Below are 16,476 nucleotides of genomic sequence, written 5' to 3'. Positions count from 1 at the left end.
GCCGACGCGGCTCGACGAACGGAGAACGCAGTGGAATTCGCCTTCAAGCTGAGCATCCACGGGCAGCGCCCGCAGACCCGCTTCCCCGACCTGCTGGGTCTCGCGACCCACGCCGAGGACGTCGGATTCGACGGCGTCTACGTCATCGACCATCTGCTGCTGCCGGGCTCGCGACTGACCGGCTACACCAACGCGCCACCCGCCGAGCCGTACTTCCTGGACGCCTGGACCTCCCTGGCCGCGATCGCCCAGGCCACCTCGCGCGTCAAGATCGGACCGCAGGTCAGTCCGGTCGGACTACGGCACCCGGTGTTCCTGGCCAAGTGGGCGGCGACCGTCGACCAGATCAGCGAGGGCCGCCTGCTGCTCCAGCTGGGCGCGGGCCACCAGCGGATCGAATACGAGTCGTACGGCTTTCCCTTCCCCAAGCTCTCCGCCCGCATCGAGGCCCTGCGCGAGGGCATCGAGGTGATCCGGGCGCTGTGGGAATCGGACACGGTGGCCAACTACGAGGGCGAGCACTACGTGCTGCGCGACGTGCCATTCTGGCCCAAGCCGGTGCAGGCGCGCCCGCCGATCTGGATGGGTGGCGCCTCCCCGGCGGTCCGCCGCCTGGTGGCCGGCATCGCCGACGGCTGGACCCCGGCCTCACCCCAGGGCGACGGGCTGACCCCGGCCACCTTCGGCGCCGCGCTCTCCGAGATCCGCGCCGGGGTGACCGACGGACGCCACGTCACCGGCGGAGCCCTGTTCTACGCCGTCGTCGACGACTCCCCGGCCCGGGTCGACGAGGCGCTGTCCATCCTGCGGCGCCGCAGCGACTGGGCCGGCTACACGCTCGACGACTTCAAGGCCAAGGCGATCGCGCTGGCCGGCTCGGCGGCCGAGGTCACCGACCAGATCCGTGCGTACGCCGCTCAGGGCCTCGAACACATCACGGTGGCGTTCGTGCCGCTCGACGACCTCGACGGGGCGCGCCGGTCACTGACCCGGTTCGCCGAGGACATCATCCCGAATCTGCGTTAGGAGTCCCGTGCCCACCTACTTTCGCCACGAGACCGACGGGGAGGCCCGCGTCGGTGCCTGGCTGGACGACGGAACCGCGTACGAGATCTGCGGGGTGCTGCACCCCGACGGCCCGCATGATGCCGACGCCTGCCTGATCTCCGCCGTACTTGATCGCACCGAACCCGGTGACCGGATCGAACCGGGCCGGATCCTGCCGGTGGTCGGCCGGCCCCGCAACGTCTTCGGCGCACCGGTCAACTACCGGGCGCACAGCGGCGAACTCGGCGCCCGCAGCCCCAACCCGGGCAGCACGACCAAGGAGCTGGGCCTGTTCGTCAAGGCCGGCGGCAGCGTCTCCGGCGCCGCCGACCCGATCGAGCTGCCCGACCGGCCGGACCGCGAGTTCCAGTACGAGGGCGAGATCGCGATCGTGATCGGGCGCCCCGGCCTCGACATCGACCCGGCCGACGCGCTCGCCCACGTGGCCGGCTTCACCGGCGCGCTCGACGTGACGATGCGGCTGGAGGAGGGCAAACGCGAGGAACGCTCGATGCGCAAGTCGTTCCGCACGTTCGCCCCGACCGGCCCGGCGGTGCTGCCGCTGACCGATCCGGCCCTGGCGACCTCGCTCGAGCTGACGCTGTCGCTGAACGGCGAGCAGCGTCAGCACGGCAAGCTCGAGGATCTGATCGTGGACGTGCCCGGGCTGGTCGCGCTGGCCTCGTCGATCGTCCCCCTCGAACCGGGCGACCTCATCCTCACCGGCACGCCGGCCGGGGTGGCCGGCCTGCATCGCGGCGACGTGGTCGAGCTGGCCGTCACCGGGCTGCCGGTCCTGCGGCTCGACGTGACCGTGCGGGGGCAGTCGTGAGCGAGCGGATGACCGTCGTCATGAGCGAGCGGCTGGGCGCGATCGGCGAGGCCGAGCAGGCGATCGTGCGGGCCGGGGCAACGTTGCGGTCGGCACCACTGTGGACCGAGGACGACCTGGTGACCGAGGGTGCGGACGCGGACATCCTGATCGTCGGCGCGTCCGAGCCGGTGAACCGGCCGGTCCTCGCACGGTTGCCCCGGCTGCGACTGGTGGTGCGCCGCGGCGTGGGCGTGGACAACGTCGACGTCGCCGCCGCGACCGAGCTCGGGATTCCGGTCGCCTATGTGCCGTCGGCCAGCGTCGAGGAGGTGTCCGACCACGCGCTGGCGCTCCTGCTCGCCTCGGAGCGGCGGCTCTTCGACATCCACGACGCGGCCCGGGCCGGTGACTCCGCCGAGGCGGCCAAGGTCGGCGGGCAGAGCCGGCGGTTCGCCGACCTGACCCTCGGCATCATCGGGTTCGGACGGATCGGCCGCGCGCTGGCCCGCAAGAGCCGCAGCGTTTTCGGGACCGTCCTGGCGTACGACCCGATGCCGGCCTCCCCGGAGGCCGGCGTCACCGCGGTCAGCCTGGATGAGCTCCTGGCCTCTTCCGACCTGATTTCGTTGCACGCGCCCGGAGGGCCGGTCGTGCTCGACGCGGCGGCCTTCGCCCGGCTGCGGCCCGGCACCGTCGTGGTCAACACCGCCCGCGGTGAGCTCATCGACGAGGACGCGCTGCGGGCCGCGATCGCCGGCGGGACGGTGGCCCGGGCCGCGCTCGACGTGACCCGCGAGGAACCGCTGCCGGACGGCAGCCCGCTGAGGGCCGAGAGCCGGATCCGGTTGACCGCGCACACCGGGGCCAAGGGCAGCCGCTCCGGCCCGGCACTGCGGCAGGGCGTGGTCGACGCCGTGCTGGCCGCGCTGGCCGGCGAGACACCGGCCTATCTGGCCGACCCGTCCGTCACCCCGAGGGAGATCTGATGGTCGACATGACCGGGCTGCGCGCCAAACGACTGGACCGCCTGCGGAACGCGATGGCCGACAACGACCTCGAGGCCGTCGTGGTCTTCGAGTACGCCAACGGCCGGTACGCCGCCGACCTCCGCCCCCTCTACGCGCCCAACTTCCTGGTGCGCCAGGCCGTCGTGGTGACGACCCGGTCCGACGACGTGATCTGTTTCGTGCACCAGGACGACACCCCGCACCGGCGGTCGACGATGACCTGGCTCGAGCCGGAGAACGTCCGCGAGTTCCCGACCGGGGTGATGCTCGAGGGCGGCGGCGCCCAGGCCCTCGCCCCGATCGGCTCGGCACTGCGCGAGCTGGGCTGGCGCGGCGGGCGGGTCGGCACCGACATCGGCACGCCGAACAGCCTGGCCAACCTGTCCGATCTGATCGGGGCGCCGGTGGTCGACGCCAACGCGGTGCTGCACCACGTGCGCTCGGTCAAGTTCGAAGAGGAGATCGTCCTGCTGCGCGCCGCCTCGGCGGTGGTCGACGAGGCGTTCCGGGTGGCGTGCGAGGCGGTCCGGCCCGGCATCCGCGAGTGCGAGATCCTGGCCGAGGTCATGCGGGTGTTCTACCGGCACGGCGCCGAGGTGCCGCAGTGCAACCTGATCGTCTGCACCGGCCAGAACACCGCGCCGATGCAGCGGTTCGCCGGCGAGACCGAGGTCGCCGAGGGCGACCTCGTCTTCATGGACATCGGCGCCTGCTTCAACGGCGTGTTCAGCGAGGCCACCCGTACGGTCGTGTGCGGCGAGCCGAACGAGGAGCAGCGCCGCATCTACACCGCGGTCTCCGGTCTGCACGAGGCGATGATCGCCGAGCTGGCACCGGGCCGGACCGCGGCCGAGCTGCAGCGGGTCGCCGGCGAACTGCTGGACGCCGGGCCCTACCGGGGCTATCTCCAGAAGATGATCGTGGCGCACGGCATCGGGGTCGGCTACGCCGAGCCGCCGTTCATCGCGCCGCCCGGCCGCCCCACCCCGGAGCTGGCCTTCGAGCCGGGAACCGTGCTGGCCGTGGTGCCGACGATCATCGTGCCGGGGGTGCCCGGCGGCGGCGGGGTGCGCCTGGAGGACGTCGTGGCGGTCACCGCCGACGGTGTCGAACGGCTGACGACCTATCCCTACGCCGAGGAGCTGCTGCTATGAGTTGGCCCGGAGGAACGCCTCGAGCCGGGCCTCGCGCGCCCGCCGCATGTGGCTGCGGGCGTGCACCTCGGCATCTTCGGCCATGCCGTTGACGATCGCGTTGAGGATCGACTCGTGCTCGTAGATCGTGGCGTCGACCCGGCGCGAGTCGCGGAACGTGCTGTTGCCGAAGCGGCGCACGGCGTGCTCGACCTGGGTCAGGAACCGCTCCAGATAGCGGTTGTCGGTGGCCACCCGGATGGCGCGGTGGAACTCCAGGTTGAGATCGGACAGGACGCCCGCGTCACCCGACGCGGCCGCCCGCTTGAACTTCTCGTGAATGTCTCGCAGGCCGGTGCGGAGCTGCTCGGAGGCGCGCTGGGCGGCCAGCCGGGCGGCCAGCCCCTCCAGGCTCTCGCGGACCGTGTAGACGGCGAGGATGTCCTCCATCGCCATCGGCGCGACCTGGGTGCCGTGGTTGGGCATGCGGACGGCGAGGCCCTCGGAGGTGAGCCGGCGGATCGCCTCGCGCACCGGCGTGCGGGACAACTGCAGCTCGGCCGCGATCTCCTCCTCGCGCAGCCAGGTCGAGGCCGGGATCAGGCCGTCGAGGATGGCCTCGCGCAGCGCGTCGGTGGCGGCATCGGCGGTGGAACCGCGATCGGGAGTGGCGACGAGATAACGACCCAGCTCCCCGGTGGGCCTGGGGCGAGTGCCCTTCGACTGGCCGCTTCCGGGGCTGCCCGTGCCACGCGCCGCCATCACGGCATCCTAGCCGACACGGGCCGCCGGGCGGGGGTTCCCAGCAGCCGGGCGGCGTTGACGCCGATCACTGCGTCGCGCTCGGCCCCGGACAGCCCGGCGGCGGTCACCGCGGCCACCGGGTCGGCCGCGCCCATGTCGGCCGGGTAGTCGCTTCCCAGCAGCACCCGGTCGGCGCCCACCCGGGCGGTCAGCGCGGCCAGCCCGGCCGGATCGTGGGTCAGGCTGTCGAACCAGACCTGGCGCAGATATTCCCCCGGCGGCCGGCGACTGCCGGCCACATCGGCCCGTACGGCGTACGCGTGGTCGAGCCGCCCGGCCATGGTGGTGATGTAGCCGCCCCCGTGCACGAAGCAGACGTTGAGCCCGGGCACCTCGTCGAGCACTCCCCCGAGCACCAGCGCGGCGAAGGCGAGCGTCGTCTCCAGCGGGTTGCCGACGACGTTGGACAGGTAGTCGCGGCGCAGGGCGGGCCCACCGCGCGGGTGCGCCGGGTGGATCAGCACGAAGCAGCCCAGTTCCCCGGCCCGCCGCCACACCGGCCGCAGCGCCGGGTCGTCGAGGTCCCGCCCGCCGACGTGGGTGCCCACGGCGATGCCGGACAGGCCCGCGGCCATCGCCCGGTCGATCTCGTCGACCGCGGCGCCCGGCGCCTGCAACGGCAGGGTGGCCAGGCCGAGGAACCGCTCCGGCCACCGCTCCCGCATCCCCGTGATCTCGTCGTTGATCGCCACCGCGGCGGCCGCGCCGACCTCGGCCGGCAGGTCGTAGCGGAACAGCGGGGGCAGCACCGACACGACCTGCACGTCGACGCCGATCCGGTCCATGTGGGCGATCCGGTGCTCGGGCGGCTCGCGGTGCTCGGGGGCACCCATCGCCGACCGCGTGTCCCCGGTCAGCACGACCGGCGGGGCACCGGGCGGCACCGCCTCGAAGGTCGAGCCGAACCACGCCTCCCCGGCCGCCTCGGCGCGGACGGCACTCTGCGGGAACAGGTGCGCGTGCACGTCGATCGCCTTGTTGTATCCAACTGTCGGCGTGCCGGGTGGGTGCTCGTCGTCCCTCGTCATCGCACCTGTTCCCCTTCCCGGTCGGGTTTCTAGCGTCTAACCTCCCGACATTGTATCCAACCGGGATGCAGCTGGAAACTCTCCGGCGGCGGTGTCAGTTCTCATGCCGGATACACGCGCGAGCGGCCCGGTTCGCTCCCGACCTTTCCGGACCGCTTTCACGCCGCTCGATTCGCCGCGCACCTGTCGATCATGCCCGCCGGGCTGAACTCCGGGCCCTCGGCACCGTGTTTGCTGCAGTGACGACCCTGCAGAACCAGTCCTCGGTCCGCTCTCTCACCCTGGGGGCGGTCCGCTTCACCTACGTCGTCGACGGAGCCATGGCGTTCCCGCCGGCCGGCTTCTTCCCGGCGGTGCCACCCGAGGCGTGGGTGCCGGGGCTCCTGGACGACGAGGGAATGGTGCCGATGTCGGCCGGCGGGCTGCTCGTCGAGATCGGCGAGCGGCGGGTGCTGATCGACGCCGGGTTCGGGCCGGTCCAGGGCCGGCGGCCCGAGGGCGCAGTCAACTGCGGTTCGCTGCTCGACACACTGGCCGTGCTCGGCCACGACCCGTCGACGATCGACGTCGTCGCGCTGACCCACCTGCACGCCGACCACGTCGGCTGGGCCGGGGCGTTCGAACGTCACGTGGTCGGCGCGCTGGAGTGGAATTCGGCACCACCGCCGGCGGCCCTCGACAACGCCACCCTGGTCGAGGACGGCGACGAGGTGGTCCCCGGCGTACGGGCGATCGTCACCCCCGGCCACAGCCCGGGCCACACGTCGTACCTGGTCACGTCGGGGGCCGTACGCCTCCTGGCCTTCGGCGACGCCTTCCATCACCCGCTGCAGCTCAGCCACGTCGAGTGGGGTTCGGGCCCGGACTGGCAGGGCGACCGCGTCCCGGCCGCGCGGCGCCGCCTGATCGAGGAGATGCTGGTGCCGGGCACGGTCGGGTTCGCCTTCCACTTCGGCGACCAGCCGTTCGGGCGGGTCACCCAGGCGGCGAACGGGACGATCGCCTGGAACCCGGTGCCCAGCACCGTCATCTGCGGCCCTCCGCGTCTTCTGGTCTGATGTCTCCTGCCGATCCCCGCAAGGACGTCACTGGTCGTTCCGAGTCTGGTCGGAACGAGGCCGCGCTCGCGTGAGCCGGGGACCTGGCGATCAGCGTGCGGTCGCGTCCAGCGGCGGCGTCACCCCGTCGAACCAGTTCCGGGAGCCGACGGCGTCCTGACCCTCGCGGTCGCCGTCGACCGTGATGGCGTCGAGTTCGGCGAGTTCGCCCGCGGTCAGCGTCAGGCCGGCCGCCGCCGAGTTCTCCTCGAAGTAGTTCAACCGCCGGGTGCCCGGGATCGGGACCACGTCGGGCCCCTGGGCCAGCAGCCAGGCCAGTGCGACCTGGCCCGGGGTGGCCCGGTGTCCGGCCGCGACGCGGCGGACGGTCTCGACCGTACGCAGGTTCCGGTCGATGTTCTCCTCGGAGTACCACGGCATCCCGAGCCGGTGGTCGTTCTCGGCCAGGTCGGCCCGCGACGTGATGGTGCCGGTCAGCGCGCCCCGGCCGAGCGGGCTGTAGGGCACGACACTGATCCCGAGCTCGCGGGCCACGGGCAGGATCTCGGCCTCGATGTGCCGCGTCCAGAGCGACCACTCGGTCTGCAGCGCGGTGATCGGGTGCACCGCGGCCGCCCGCCGCAGGGTGTCCGGCGCCGCCTCGGACAGCCCGAGGTACCGCACCTTGCCCTCGGCGACCAGCTCGGCCATCGCCCCGACGGTCTCCTCGATCGGCGTGTCCGGGTCGACGCGGTGCTGGTAGTACAGGTCGATGTGGTCGGTGCCGAGTCGCCGCAGCGACCTCTCGACGGCGGTGCGGATGTAGGCGCGGGTGCCGTCCATCCGCGCGGGGCCGCCGGCGAACGGGGACTCGACGATGCCGAACTTGGTGGCCAGCACGACCTGGTCGCGCCGCCCGGCGACGGCCTGGCCGAGCAGTACCTCGCTGTCGCCGTAACCCTCGGCGGTGTCGAAAAGCGTGACGCCGAGCTCCAGAGCACGGTCGACGATCTGCCGCGCCGCCAGCGCGGCGTCATAGCCGCTCTGGCCGTACGGGTTGGCAAAGCTCATCGCGCCGAAACCGATCGGGCCGACCTCGAGCTTCTCCGGTCCCAGGTGTCGAGACATGGTCCCGCCTCTCGTAGTATGTCCTCACTCGGGGACAAGCTTTGTCCTCAGGCGGGGACATGACAAGGGTAGGCCGTACCCTGAAAACGTGAGCAGCGCCTCAACCCCCGCCCGGCGGGACTCCTCGGCCACCCGCCGGGCGATCCTCGACGCCGCGGCCGACCTCTTCTGCCGGCACGGTTACGACGGCGCCGGCACCCGCGACATCGCGCGTGAGGCCGGCGTCGACGCGCGGCTGATCACGCGCTACTTCGGGTCGAAGGAAAACCTGTTCGTCCAGGTGGTCGAGGAGGTCTTCGCGAAGACGCTGCTGATGACCCCGGGCAACAACGACGCGGTCGCGCTCGAACTGCTCACCGCCGAGCCGCCGGAACGCGACGGCATGATGCTGACGCTGCGCTCACTGGGCAACGCGCGGGCGGCCGAGATCATGCGGGACAACATGGAACGCAACTATCAGAAACAGCTGGCCTCGGAGCTGCCGGGCGACGACCGGGCGGCCCGGGCCGCGCTGCTGATCGCGATCTGCGCCGGGGTCCAGCTGGTGCGCAACGTCCTGCACAACTCGGCCCTGCCGGCCACCGACGCCGCCCGCTTCGCCCCGCACCTGGCGGCCGCCCTCGACGCGATCGCGTCCGCCGGCCTCGACCGTCACGACCCCGCGTCGCCCGGCTCGGCGGCCTCCGGCCGACCCGAGCACCGATAGACCCCGGGCACCGGTAGGCCCCGATCACCGACAGGCCCCGGGCACCGGTAGGCCCCGAGCACCGACAGGCGCAGTTCACCGATAGGCGCGGTTCACCGGCCGGCGCGAGCCGACGGGCGCCGCCCGTCGTCGGCCAGGACGGCCCGCCGCAACGCCCGCATGCCGTGGTGGGCCCGCGACTTGACCGTGCCGAGGGGAATGCCGAGCTCGCGCGCGACAACGGCCATCGGCTTGCCGTCGCAGTACACCTCGATCAGGACCTCGCGGTGCCGTTCGCCGAGCCCGCTGAACGCCGTGCGCAGGCTCTCCCGGGCGATGACCCAGTCGCCGGGCTGCTCCCCGCCCGCGATCCGCGACGGCTCCAGCAGGCAGACCTCCAGCGGGCGCGCCTGGCGCCGGCGCTCCCCGTCGATCATCAGTCGGCGGGCGACCGCGAACAGCCATCGCCGCGTGCCGTCCCGGTCGCCGGGCATGTTGTCGAGGTTGCGCCAGACCCGGAACATCGTTTCCTGGAAGATGTCTTCGGCGCCTTCCGGGCTCTGCCCGTTCCTCCCCAGGAAGCGCAGGAGCATCGGACGATAGGTTTCGATCAGCGCGCCGATTCGTTCCGCTCCGTGTCCCGATTCGGGTGGTGGTTTGCGATTGGCCGGCATGACGCCGGCACCGTCGATGAACAATTTTTCGTCCCCCGGACGTCAGGAAAGGCCGCCCCCGGCCATGAAACCTGTGCGATTCCGGTACGAATACTCCCTGCACCGGCGGACCGGTCGCTTCTCAGAAAACGAGGAATCGCGACCCATCTTCCGGTGGAATCCACCAAGACGCCCTCGGGGCTACCGCTTGTCGGCCACCATGGTCAGCGCCGAGCGCAGCATGCCGTCGAGCGTGTACACGTCCCAGCCGGTCACCTTCTGCCAGCGGGCCAACCGGTAGCGGACCGTGTTCGGATGCAGGTGCAGAGCCTCGCCCGCGCCCGCGATCGAGAAGCGGCTGTCGAGGAACGCGGCCACCGCCTCGGTCAGGTGCGTTCCCGAGACATCGGTGCCCGGCGTGACCAGCGGGCGCAGACGCGGCAACTGCGCCACCAGCGTCACCATCGCCCAGTCGTGCTCGAAGAAGACGACCCCGGAGCGGATCTCGGCCAGCGTCCGGGCCTGCTCACTGTCGGTCAGACTCTCGGCGGCGCCGGTCAGCCCCGGCCGGCGCAGCCCGACCCCGGCGACCGGGCGCTCGGCCAGCAACGGCAGCAGGTGCTCGGGCCGGCAGTCCTGAACGACCACCACGAGGAGCGAACCGTGCACCAGGGCGATCGCCTGCAGCGACCGGCGGTCGATGCCCTGCCGCAAGCGGGCCATCCGCTCGTCGGGCCAGTCCAGGGCGGAACTGCAGATCACCTGGAATGAGCCGTCGGGGTCGAAGCCGAGCCCCCGGGCGGCCTGCACGACGGCGCTGCTGTTCGGCACGCCGCCGGACAATCCGGAGATCAGGGTGCGCGCGAGGGCGGTGCCCGACTCCTCGCGCAGCGCCATCGCCCGGGAATAGCCGTCCGCCGCGGCACTGGTCACCGTGCGCAGCCAGGTCCAGAACAGGCTCATCAGCGGAAGAAGCTGATTTTCCCGTCGCCGGCCGTGCGCCATCATCCGCTGGCGCAACTCCTCCCACGTCATGCGGTAGCCGATGTGATAGGCACCGACGAGGGTGTCGACGTGGATGCCCTGCTCCGCGCGGCGCAGGCCGGCGATCCGGCCGTGGTCGGCCTCGGCGGGACTCGGCGGCCGACGCTCGATCAGCCCGGCGAGCAGGGCACCGACTTCCTGCCGGACGTGGTCGAGCGTGTCCGATTCCTCGATCATCGCGTAGTTGCCGGCCAGCTCGGCCCGGATCTGCGCGGTGATCCGCGTCGAGAGCTCCTCCACGTCGGCATACAGCTCGTGGCAGACCATTTCGATGAATTCCCAATCGGGACGCACGATCGAGCTCACGCGGACCCCCATTGCCCGGTCGACGACATGCGTAGCAATACGCACTCGGGACCGCGAAATTCATCAAAGCGAGCAGAATCACAATAGCGGGCGCCTCACCGCGGCCGCCGAAATCATCCCTATCGCGCGGACACCTCCAGGGCGACCCGCGCCGCCGACTCCAGGGCGCCCTCGATCCAGGAGTGCTTCAGCGAGGTGTGCTCGCCGGCGAAGTGCAGCCGGCCCTCGGCCCGCGGGATCACGGGATGGTGCTCGGTGAACTGGCCGGGGGCGAAGGTCGCGGCCTCACCGAACGCGAAGTCGTCGCGGGCCCAGCTCTGCGTGGCGCCGCGGCCGGTCCAGAACGCCGCGATCCGCTCACCGTGCAGGTCCTGCAGGCCTCGCAGCGCGTACGCGTACCGGTCGTCGTCGTCCATCGAGTCCCACCGGCGCGCGTCGTCGGCCCACGTGTAGCTGGCCAGCACGACCCCGCCCGGGCTGCCGGGCACCGGATGCGACGGGTAGTAGGCGAACCGGTTCGGGTTGTCGGTCGTCGACCCGCCGCCCACGATCAGGTCGCCCTCCCCCGCCCCGTACCGGTCGTACGAGCCCGGCTCCTGCTCCTCCAGCTCGCGCTTCCAGTCCTGCTCGCTGAACTCCCACCACCGGCGCGAGAACTCGAGCAGCACCTTGGTCGCCGCGTCGTAGTGCAGCTCGATCACGGCCCGCCGCTTCGGGTAGGACAGCAGCGGCTCGATCTCGACGTGGCGCAGGGCCGAGAACGGCACCGTGACGATCGCGAGGTCCCCGGTGAACGTCTCCCGGGTCCCGCCGTCCTCGGATTCCGCGTCGATCGAGACCGAGTCGGCGGACTGCCGGATCGCGATCACCCGGCGGTCGAACCGGATGTTCTCGCGCAGGAAGGGCTCGAACGCGTACGGCAACTGCCAGCTGCCGCCGTCGAGCTCCCAGAACCGGGCCCCCGGGTTGATCATCGAGCGGGCGATGTAGCTGTGGATGAAGGCCAGCGGCATGCGGGACTGGATGTTCTCCAGCGTGCCGATGGCGTCCACCGCCCCGACGCCGAACCCGGCCACCTCGGTCAGGAACCGGCTCATCGACAGCGAGTCGAAGTCGTAGATGAGCCGGGCCCAGCCGGCGATCCGCTCGTCGAGCGCCTTGTCGACCCGGCCTTCCGGGGTGACCTGCGAGTAGTAGTCGTGGACCGGGGCCAGCGCGGCGTCGAGGCTCTCGCTCGCCGTGCGCACCAGCGGCTCACCGAGGCTGAAGCTGCGGTTGACCACGCTCGGATCGGCGTTGTAGTCGGCCCGGCGCATCCGTACGGCGTTGACGTCGACCCAGGTCCGGCCGGCCGGAGCGCCGGTCGCCGGGTCGATGTCGACGTTGTGGAACGGCCGGCGGCGAAGGCCGAACTTGTCCACGAGGCCGAGCGTGAGCAGGTGGCCGTCGGGGATGCGCATGGCGCCGGCCTCGGCATACTGCGACCGGTCGAGGAACGGCGCGCTCATCCCGCGGTCCGGGTCGTGGCGGAAGGTCTTGATGCGGCCGCCGACGCGGCGGGTGTCGGCCTCGATCAGGCGTACGTCGTGACCCGCCCGCTTCAGCAGGTAGCCCGCGGCGAGCCCGGCTATCCCGGCCCCGGCGATGAGAATCCGCCGTGGGGTGGTGGCCTGCGGCAGGGTCCCGTCGATCAGGACGCGCCGGTAGCGCTCCCGCAGGTCGGTGCCGTCCTCGTCGATGAGCAGCAGATCGCGGGCGAGCCCCAGACAGACCTGCCAGCGCGCGTCGTCGTAACCCTTTGGTGTCTCCACGTCCGTTTGGACGCAGCGCGAGGCCGCAGGTTCACGTCCTACCCGAATCGGCCCGGCGCTCAGTGGACGCTCAGTAATCGGTCAGTGGTCTCCTCCTAGTGTTCCCGGCCAACGGGGAGGGGACGATCGACCGTGCGGGACGACGAGCGAATCATCAGCCGGGCGGTGGCCCATGCCCTCCGCTGGGCGAGCAGGACGGGCGCCGGGTGCGAGGCCGACATGACGGCGATCGAGAAGGGTGAGCTGCCGTACGATCCCGGCGACCCGGCGGAGGTCGTCGAACAGCTCGCCCGGCTCGCCGAACCGGGGCTGCGCGAACCGGGGCTGCGCGGTGCGCCGCCCCGGCGCTCCGGCGGGGCGGCGGCCCTCGGCGCCGACTGGCTGACCAGCGCCTGGAACCAGAACACGGCGACCCACGAGGAAAGCCCGGCCACCGCCGCCATCGAAGCGGCGGCGGCGCGCTGGCTGCGCGACCTGCTCGGCCTGCCGGCCCGGTCCGACGTCGGATTCGTCACCGACGCCACCATGGCGACGTTCACCGCGCTCGCCGCCGCGCGCAGTGCGCTGCTCGCCGACGAGGGCTGGGACCTCGACAATGACGGCCTGGCCGGGGCACCGCGGATCGCCGTACTGGCCGCGGAGGCCCCGTCCGGCCTGGCCGGGGCGCTGCGCTATCTGGGTCTCGGCCGTGCCATCCCGGTCGGCACCGACGGCCAGGGCCGGATGCGCGCGAGCGCGCTGGCGACCGCGCTCGACCGCCTGGCGGGCCGGCCGGCGATCGTGTGCCTGCGGGCCGGGCACCCCGCGACGGGGGCGTTCGACCCGTTCCCGGAGGCGATCATCTGGGCCCGGTCGTACGGCGCCTGGGTGCACGTCGACGGCGCCGCCGGCCTGTGGTCGGCCGCGTCGCCGGCCCTGCGTCACGTGGTCGAGGGAAGCGAACGTGCCGACTCCTGGACCTTCGGCGCCGACGAGATGCTGGGCGTGCCGTACGAATGTCATGTCGCCGCCGTCGCCCGGCCGGAAGCGTTGCGGGCGGCCATGGGCGGCGCCCGGGGCTATCTCGTGGAGCCGCTGCCGGTCGCCGCGGATCCGGATCCGGCCGAGATGGTGCCGGAATTCTCGCGGCGGGCCCGGGGTGTCCCGGTCTGGGCGGCCCTGCGCGCGCTCGGCCGCCTCGGCGTGGCCGAACTCGTCGAGCGGCGGGTCGAACACGCCCAGAGTCTGGCCGCCGCCCTGTCCACGGTTCCGGGCGCCGAGGCCGTCAACGACGTCGTCTCGACCAGCGTCTGCGTCGCGTTCGGCACCGACGCGCGGACCCGCGGTGTCGCGGCCGGGGCGCGCGCCCACTGGGCACAAGTCCGGCTGAACGGACGGGTCGCGCTGCGCTTCACCACCCACGCCGGCGCCGACCCGGCCGCGGCCCTGGCGACGCTGCGCCAGGCCGTTCGGGACGTCAGTGACCGCTCAGCGTGACGAGACCCGCGCGGTGGCGAGGTCCCACAGGCGATCCGCGGCCCGCGGATCGACGGCCCAGTCCGCCACCCCGGCCACGTGCGGGTCGGCTCCACCGGGGATGACCGGGGCTTCCTGGTTGTCGCGGAAGTAGCGGCCGGTCACGCCCTCCGGCAAGGGCGATCAGCGCGAAGTGCCCGAGGAAGTTGGTCGCGAGCTGAAGCTCCCAGCCCTGCGGCGAGCGCTGAAGCCCGGGCAGCGCCATGATCCCGGCGTTCGCGACGACGCCGTCCAGCGGCCCCGACCAGCCGGCCACGAACGTCGCCACCGAGCCGAGGTCGGCCAGGTCGAGTCGACGGTCGCCGCCGGACGGGTTGCGGGTCGCCACGACGACCTCGGCGCCGGCCGCGCGCAGCGCCTCGGTGGTCGCGAGTCCGATGCCGGAGGCGCCGCCGGTCACCAGGTAACGCCGGCCGCTCAGATCGACGCCGGCCAGGATCTCGGATGCCGTCGTCTTGGGCCCGTACGGCGTGGTGATCAGTGTCATGAGTCAAAGCTAACCGGCGAATTTGCACGGACAATCATTCAGAGTCCAGAATAGTTGCGTGAGCGTCCAGACCGATCCGCTGGAAGACGTCCTCACGCTCGTCGGCACCACGAGCCGCATGTCCACCAGCATGATCGCCGGCGGCGAGTGGGCGCTGGCCTTCGACGCGCCCCCGCCGGTGAAGTTCAACGCCCTGCGCCGGGGTCGCTGCCTCCTCCGCATCGGCGGCACCGAGCGGTGGCTCGACGAGGGCGACTGCTTCCTGCTCACCCGCGCCGAGTCGTTCGTGCTCGCCAGCGGCCCGGACGTGCCGCCGGTCCCGGCCGGGCCGGTCTTCGCCCGGGCGGTCGACGGTGTGGCCCACGCCGGCGAAGGCGACGACCTCTACATGATCGGCGGCCGGTTCGGCCTCGGCGACCGCGCCCACGAGCTGCTGCTGAACGGCCTTCCCCCGGTCGTCCACGTCCCCGCCGGCACTCCCGAGGCCGCCACCATCGACTGGACGCTGGGCCGGATCGACACCGAACTGCGCGAGCGCCCGCTCGCCTCCACCCTGGTCACCGAGCATCTGGCCCTGGTCATGCTGATCCAGGTGCTCCGCGCCCACCTGTCCCGCGACGGCGCGGCCACCGGCTGGCTCGCCGGCCTCGGTGACCCGGTCGTCGCCCCGGCCCTGCGCGCCCTGCACTCCCGGCCCGCCCAGGCCTGGACCGTCGCCGACCTCGCCGCCGAAGCCGCCGTGTCCCGCTCCACGCTCGCCGCGCGCTTCAAACAGGCCGTCGGCCAGAGCCCGCTCGACTACCTCACCGGCTGGCGCATCGAACTCGCCGCCGACCGCCTGCGCCGCGGCGACCAGACCCTCGCCGCCATCGCCCGGGCCGTCGGCTACGGCTCGGAGAGCGCCCTGAGCAACGCGTTCAAACGAATCACCGGTCGTTCGCCGCGCGCCTGGCAGCGCGCGCCCGCGTCCCGGGCCTGACTCGTCAGCCGATCCGGGCGGCGAAGAGATGCAGCGTCGTCGCCCCCTCGCGCGCCGGCACGGGGCCGGCGAACGGAAGGCGTACGGAAGCGACGCTCTTGCCGGCGGCCAGCGGGACCGTCACGCCGAAGACGCCGGCCGGGGATTCGTAGGGTAGGCCGTCCGCGCGGTTCTGATATTGCGCCACCGCCACCGTCGACGGGTCGCCGACCTCGTTCCAGTCGGGGGTGGACAACGTGTACGCCTGGACCGTGCCGTCGGTGTAGGTGATCTGGCCGCCGGCCGAGACGTCGCCGTAGTCGGCCGCCGCGAGGAACGCCAGCGTGCGCCCGGAACCGGGCACCCCGATCGTCTGACCGGCCGCGATGGCGTTGTCGGCGTGGCCCGACCCGGCCGCCGAGGGCCAGGTCAGCGTGACCCCCTTGACGGTCAGCGAGGCTCCGGGGCGGGCGCCGCCAGCGGCCAGTGCCTGCGCCGAATAGGTCGCCCCGCCGCCGTCGAAGTTGCCGGCGGTGGGGCGCGCGTCGTCGGTGACCGCCACGTTGTTGAAGAACGCCGCGAGGGTCGGCTTGACCGGCTTGACCACGACGGCCGCCTCGCCCGCGGTGGGCGGTCGCGTCGCGACGGAGGCGGGCCCCGACGGCGGCCGGCTCTCGCGTTGACCGGCCGGCATCGACATCGACGCCGAGGGAACGCCGCTCGGGGCCGGACCGGAGGCCGCGGGCAGGCCCGGCGGTTGCCGGTTCGCGTCGGCCGAGGCCAGCGGTGCGGCCGGCGCGGCCGCACCGGGCGACATCCGGTGGGCCAGCGCGACGACAACCGGCACCGCGACGACGATCGCGGCGGCGACGGTCGCCAGCAGGACGCGCCGGCGCGGCACCGGGGAGGCGGTCGCCGACGGCGCACCGCCTTCGGGCGACGCCTTGTCGAGCCCCGGGGCGGCGGTGGCGAAGCCGGGGGGCCCGCGCCGCCCCCCCCAACCGCCCGGGCCGCCCCGC

15 protein-coding genes and 1 pseudogene are annotated in these 16,476 nt (G+C 72.7%); 8 read left to right on the top strand and 8 right to left on the bottom strand.

Annotation, left to right across the window (positions count from 1 at the left end):
* Positions 1–30 precede the first annotated feature (30 nt).
* Genes AB0M88_RS33535 through AB0M88_RS33520 form a run of 4 tightly spaced genes read left to right on the top strand, consistent with a single transcriptional unit; the run spans position 31 to position 4,022 of the window.
* Complete coding sequence (locus tag AB0M88_RS33535) at positions 31–1,026, top strand: LLM class flavin-dependent oxidoreductase (RefSeq protein ID WP_364109572.1); 996 nt, start codon at positions 31–33, stop codon at positions 1,024–1,026.
* Between the two features lie 7 nt (positions 1,027–1,033).
* Positions 1,034–1,879 carry a fumarylacetoacetate hydrolase family protein gene (locus tag AB0M88_RS33530; RefSeq protein WP_364109571.1) on the top strand — a complete coding sequence of 282 codons (846 nt, stop codon included), beginning with the start codon at positions 1,034–1,036 and terminating at the stop codon, positions 1,877–1,879.
* Positions 1,876–2,847: a C-terminal binding protein gene (locus AB0M88_RS33525; protein ID WP_364109569.1), complete on the top strand. Its 972-nt coding sequence runs from the start codon at positions 1,876–1,878 to the stop codon at positions 2,845–2,847. Before AB0M88_RS33530 ends, AB0M88_RS33525 begins: the two co-directional genes overlap by 4 nt.
* Positions 2,847–4,022 (top strand): Xaa-Pro peptidase family protein, encoded by a 1,176-nt coding sequence (locus tag AB0M88_RS33520; protein ID WP_364109566.1) that lies wholly within the window; start codon positions 2,847–2,849, stop codon positions 4,020–4,022. Before AB0M88_RS33525 ends, AB0M88_RS33520 begins: the two co-directional genes overlap by 1 nt.
* On the opposite strand, the gene AB0M88_RS33515 is transcribed toward AB0M88_RS33520, so the two are convergent.
* Both AB0M88_RS33515 and AB0M88_RS33510 read right to left on the bottom strand, forming a co-directional pair.
* Entirely contained in the window at positions 4,017–4,763 is a 747-nt protein-coding gene (locus tag AB0M88_RS33515) for a GntR family transcriptional regulator (protein WP_364109564.1), read from the bottom strand. The two genes, AB0M88_RS33520 and AB0M88_RS33515, sit on opposite strands and share 6 nt — an antisense overlap.
* The gene (locus tag AB0M88_RS33510) at positions 4,763–5,833 is read right to left on the bottom strand and encodes an amidohydrolase family protein (RefSeq protein WP_364109562.1); all 1,071 of its coding nucleotides are present in this window, start codon (positions 5,831–5,833) and stop codon (positions 4,763–4,765) included. Before AB0M88_RS33510 ends, AB0M88_RS33515 begins: the two co-directional genes overlap by 1 nt.
* A gap of 239 nt (positions 5,834–6,072) precedes the next feature.
* Here AB0M88_RS33510 and AB0M88_RS33505 point away from each other — a divergent pair, with 239 nt between their 5' ends.
* Positions 6,073–6,891, top strand: a complete 819-nt coding sequence (locus tag AB0M88_RS33505) for an MBL fold metallo-hydrolase (RefSeq protein ID WP_364109560.1) — start codon at positions 6,073–6,075, stop codon at positions 6,889–6,891.
* Between the two features lie 90 nt (positions 6,892–6,981).
* On the opposite strand, the gene AB0M88_RS33500 is transcribed toward AB0M88_RS33505, so the two are convergent.
* Positions 6,982–7,998, bottom strand: a complete 1,017-nt coding sequence (locus tag AB0M88_RS33500) for an aldo/keto reductase (protein ID WP_364109558.1) — start codon at positions 7,996–7,998, stop codon at positions 6,982–6,984.
* Between the two features lie 88 nt (positions 7,999–8,086).
* On the opposite strand from AB0M88_RS33500, the gene AB0M88_RS33495 reads away from it, so the two are divergent.
* Positions 8,087–8,704, top strand: coding sequence for a helix-turn-helix domain-containing protein (locus AB0M88_RS33495; protein WP_364109557.1), 618 nt, complete (start codon positions 8,087–8,089; stop codon positions 8,702–8,704).
* Between the two features lie 92 nt (positions 8,705–8,796).
* Here AB0M88_RS33495 and AB0M88_RS33490 read toward each other — a convergent pair whose 3' ends face one another.
* From AB0M88_RS33490 to AB0M88_RS33480, 3 genes are all read right to left on the bottom strand, one after another.
* A complete protein-coding gene (locus AB0M88_RS33490) occupies positions 8,797–9,357 on the bottom strand; it encodes a sigma-70 family RNA polymerase sigma factor (protein WP_364109555.1) in 561 nt (186 codons plus the stop codon).
* 180 nt (positions 9,358–9,537) lie between these two features.
* Positions 9,538–10,686 carry a helix-turn-helix domain-containing protein gene (locus AB0M88_RS33485; RefSeq protein WP_364109553.1) on the bottom strand — a complete coding sequence of 383 codons (1,149 nt, stop codon included), beginning with the start codon at positions 10,684–10,686 and terminating at the stop codon, positions 9,538–9,540.
* A gap of 119 nt (positions 10,687–10,805) precedes the next feature.
* On the bottom strand, positions 10,806–12,497 hold the full coding sequence (locus AB0M88_RS33480) for an FAD-dependent oxidoreductase (protein ID WP_364109551.1): 1,692 nt from the start codon (positions 12,495–12,497) through the stop codon (positions 10,806–10,808).
* Positions 12,498–12,629: 132 nt separating this feature from the next.
* Here AB0M88_RS33480 and AB0M88_RS33475 point away from each other — a divergent pair, with 132 nt between their 5' ends.
* Positions 12,630–13,973 (top strand): pyridoxal-dependent decarboxylase, encoded by a 1,344-nt coding sequence (locus AB0M88_RS33475; protein WP_364109549.1) that lies wholly within the window; start codon positions 12,630–12,632, stop codon positions 13,971–13,973.
* Here AB0M88_RS33475 and AB0M88_RS33470 read toward each other — a convergent pair.
* Positions 13,954–14,499, bottom strand: a complete 546-nt coding sequence (locus AB0M88_RS33470; protein WP_364109547.1) for an SDR family NAD(P)-dependent oxidoreductase — start codon at positions 14,497–14,499, stop codon at positions 13,954–13,956. The two genes, AB0M88_RS33475 and AB0M88_RS33470, sit on opposite strands and share 20 nt — an antisense overlap.
* Positions 14,500–14,557: 58 nt before the next feature.
* Here AB0M88_RS33470 and AB0M88_RS33465 point away from each other — a divergent pair, with 58 nt between their 5' ends.
* Complete coding sequence (locus tag AB0M88_RS33465) at positions 14,558–15,478, top strand: AraC family transcriptional regulator (protein WP_364109545.1); 921 nt, start codon at positions 14,558–14,560, stop codon at positions 15,476–15,478.
* 4 nt (positions 15,479–15,482) lie between these two features.
* Here AB0M88_RS33465 and AB0M88_RS33460 read toward each other — a convergent pair.
* A pseudogene (locus AB0M88_RS33460) lies at positions 15,483–16,476 on the bottom strand (hypothetical protein); the annotation flags it as partial.

This window comes from Actinoplanes sp. NPDC051411 (assembly GCF_040682075.1).
Classification (GTDB): domain Bacteria; phylum Actinomycetota; class Actinomycetes; order Mycobacteriales; family Micromonosporaceae; genus Actinoplanes.
Note: the sequence above shows the minus strand (reverse complement) of the source record. Positions and strands in the feature narration are given on the sequence as shown.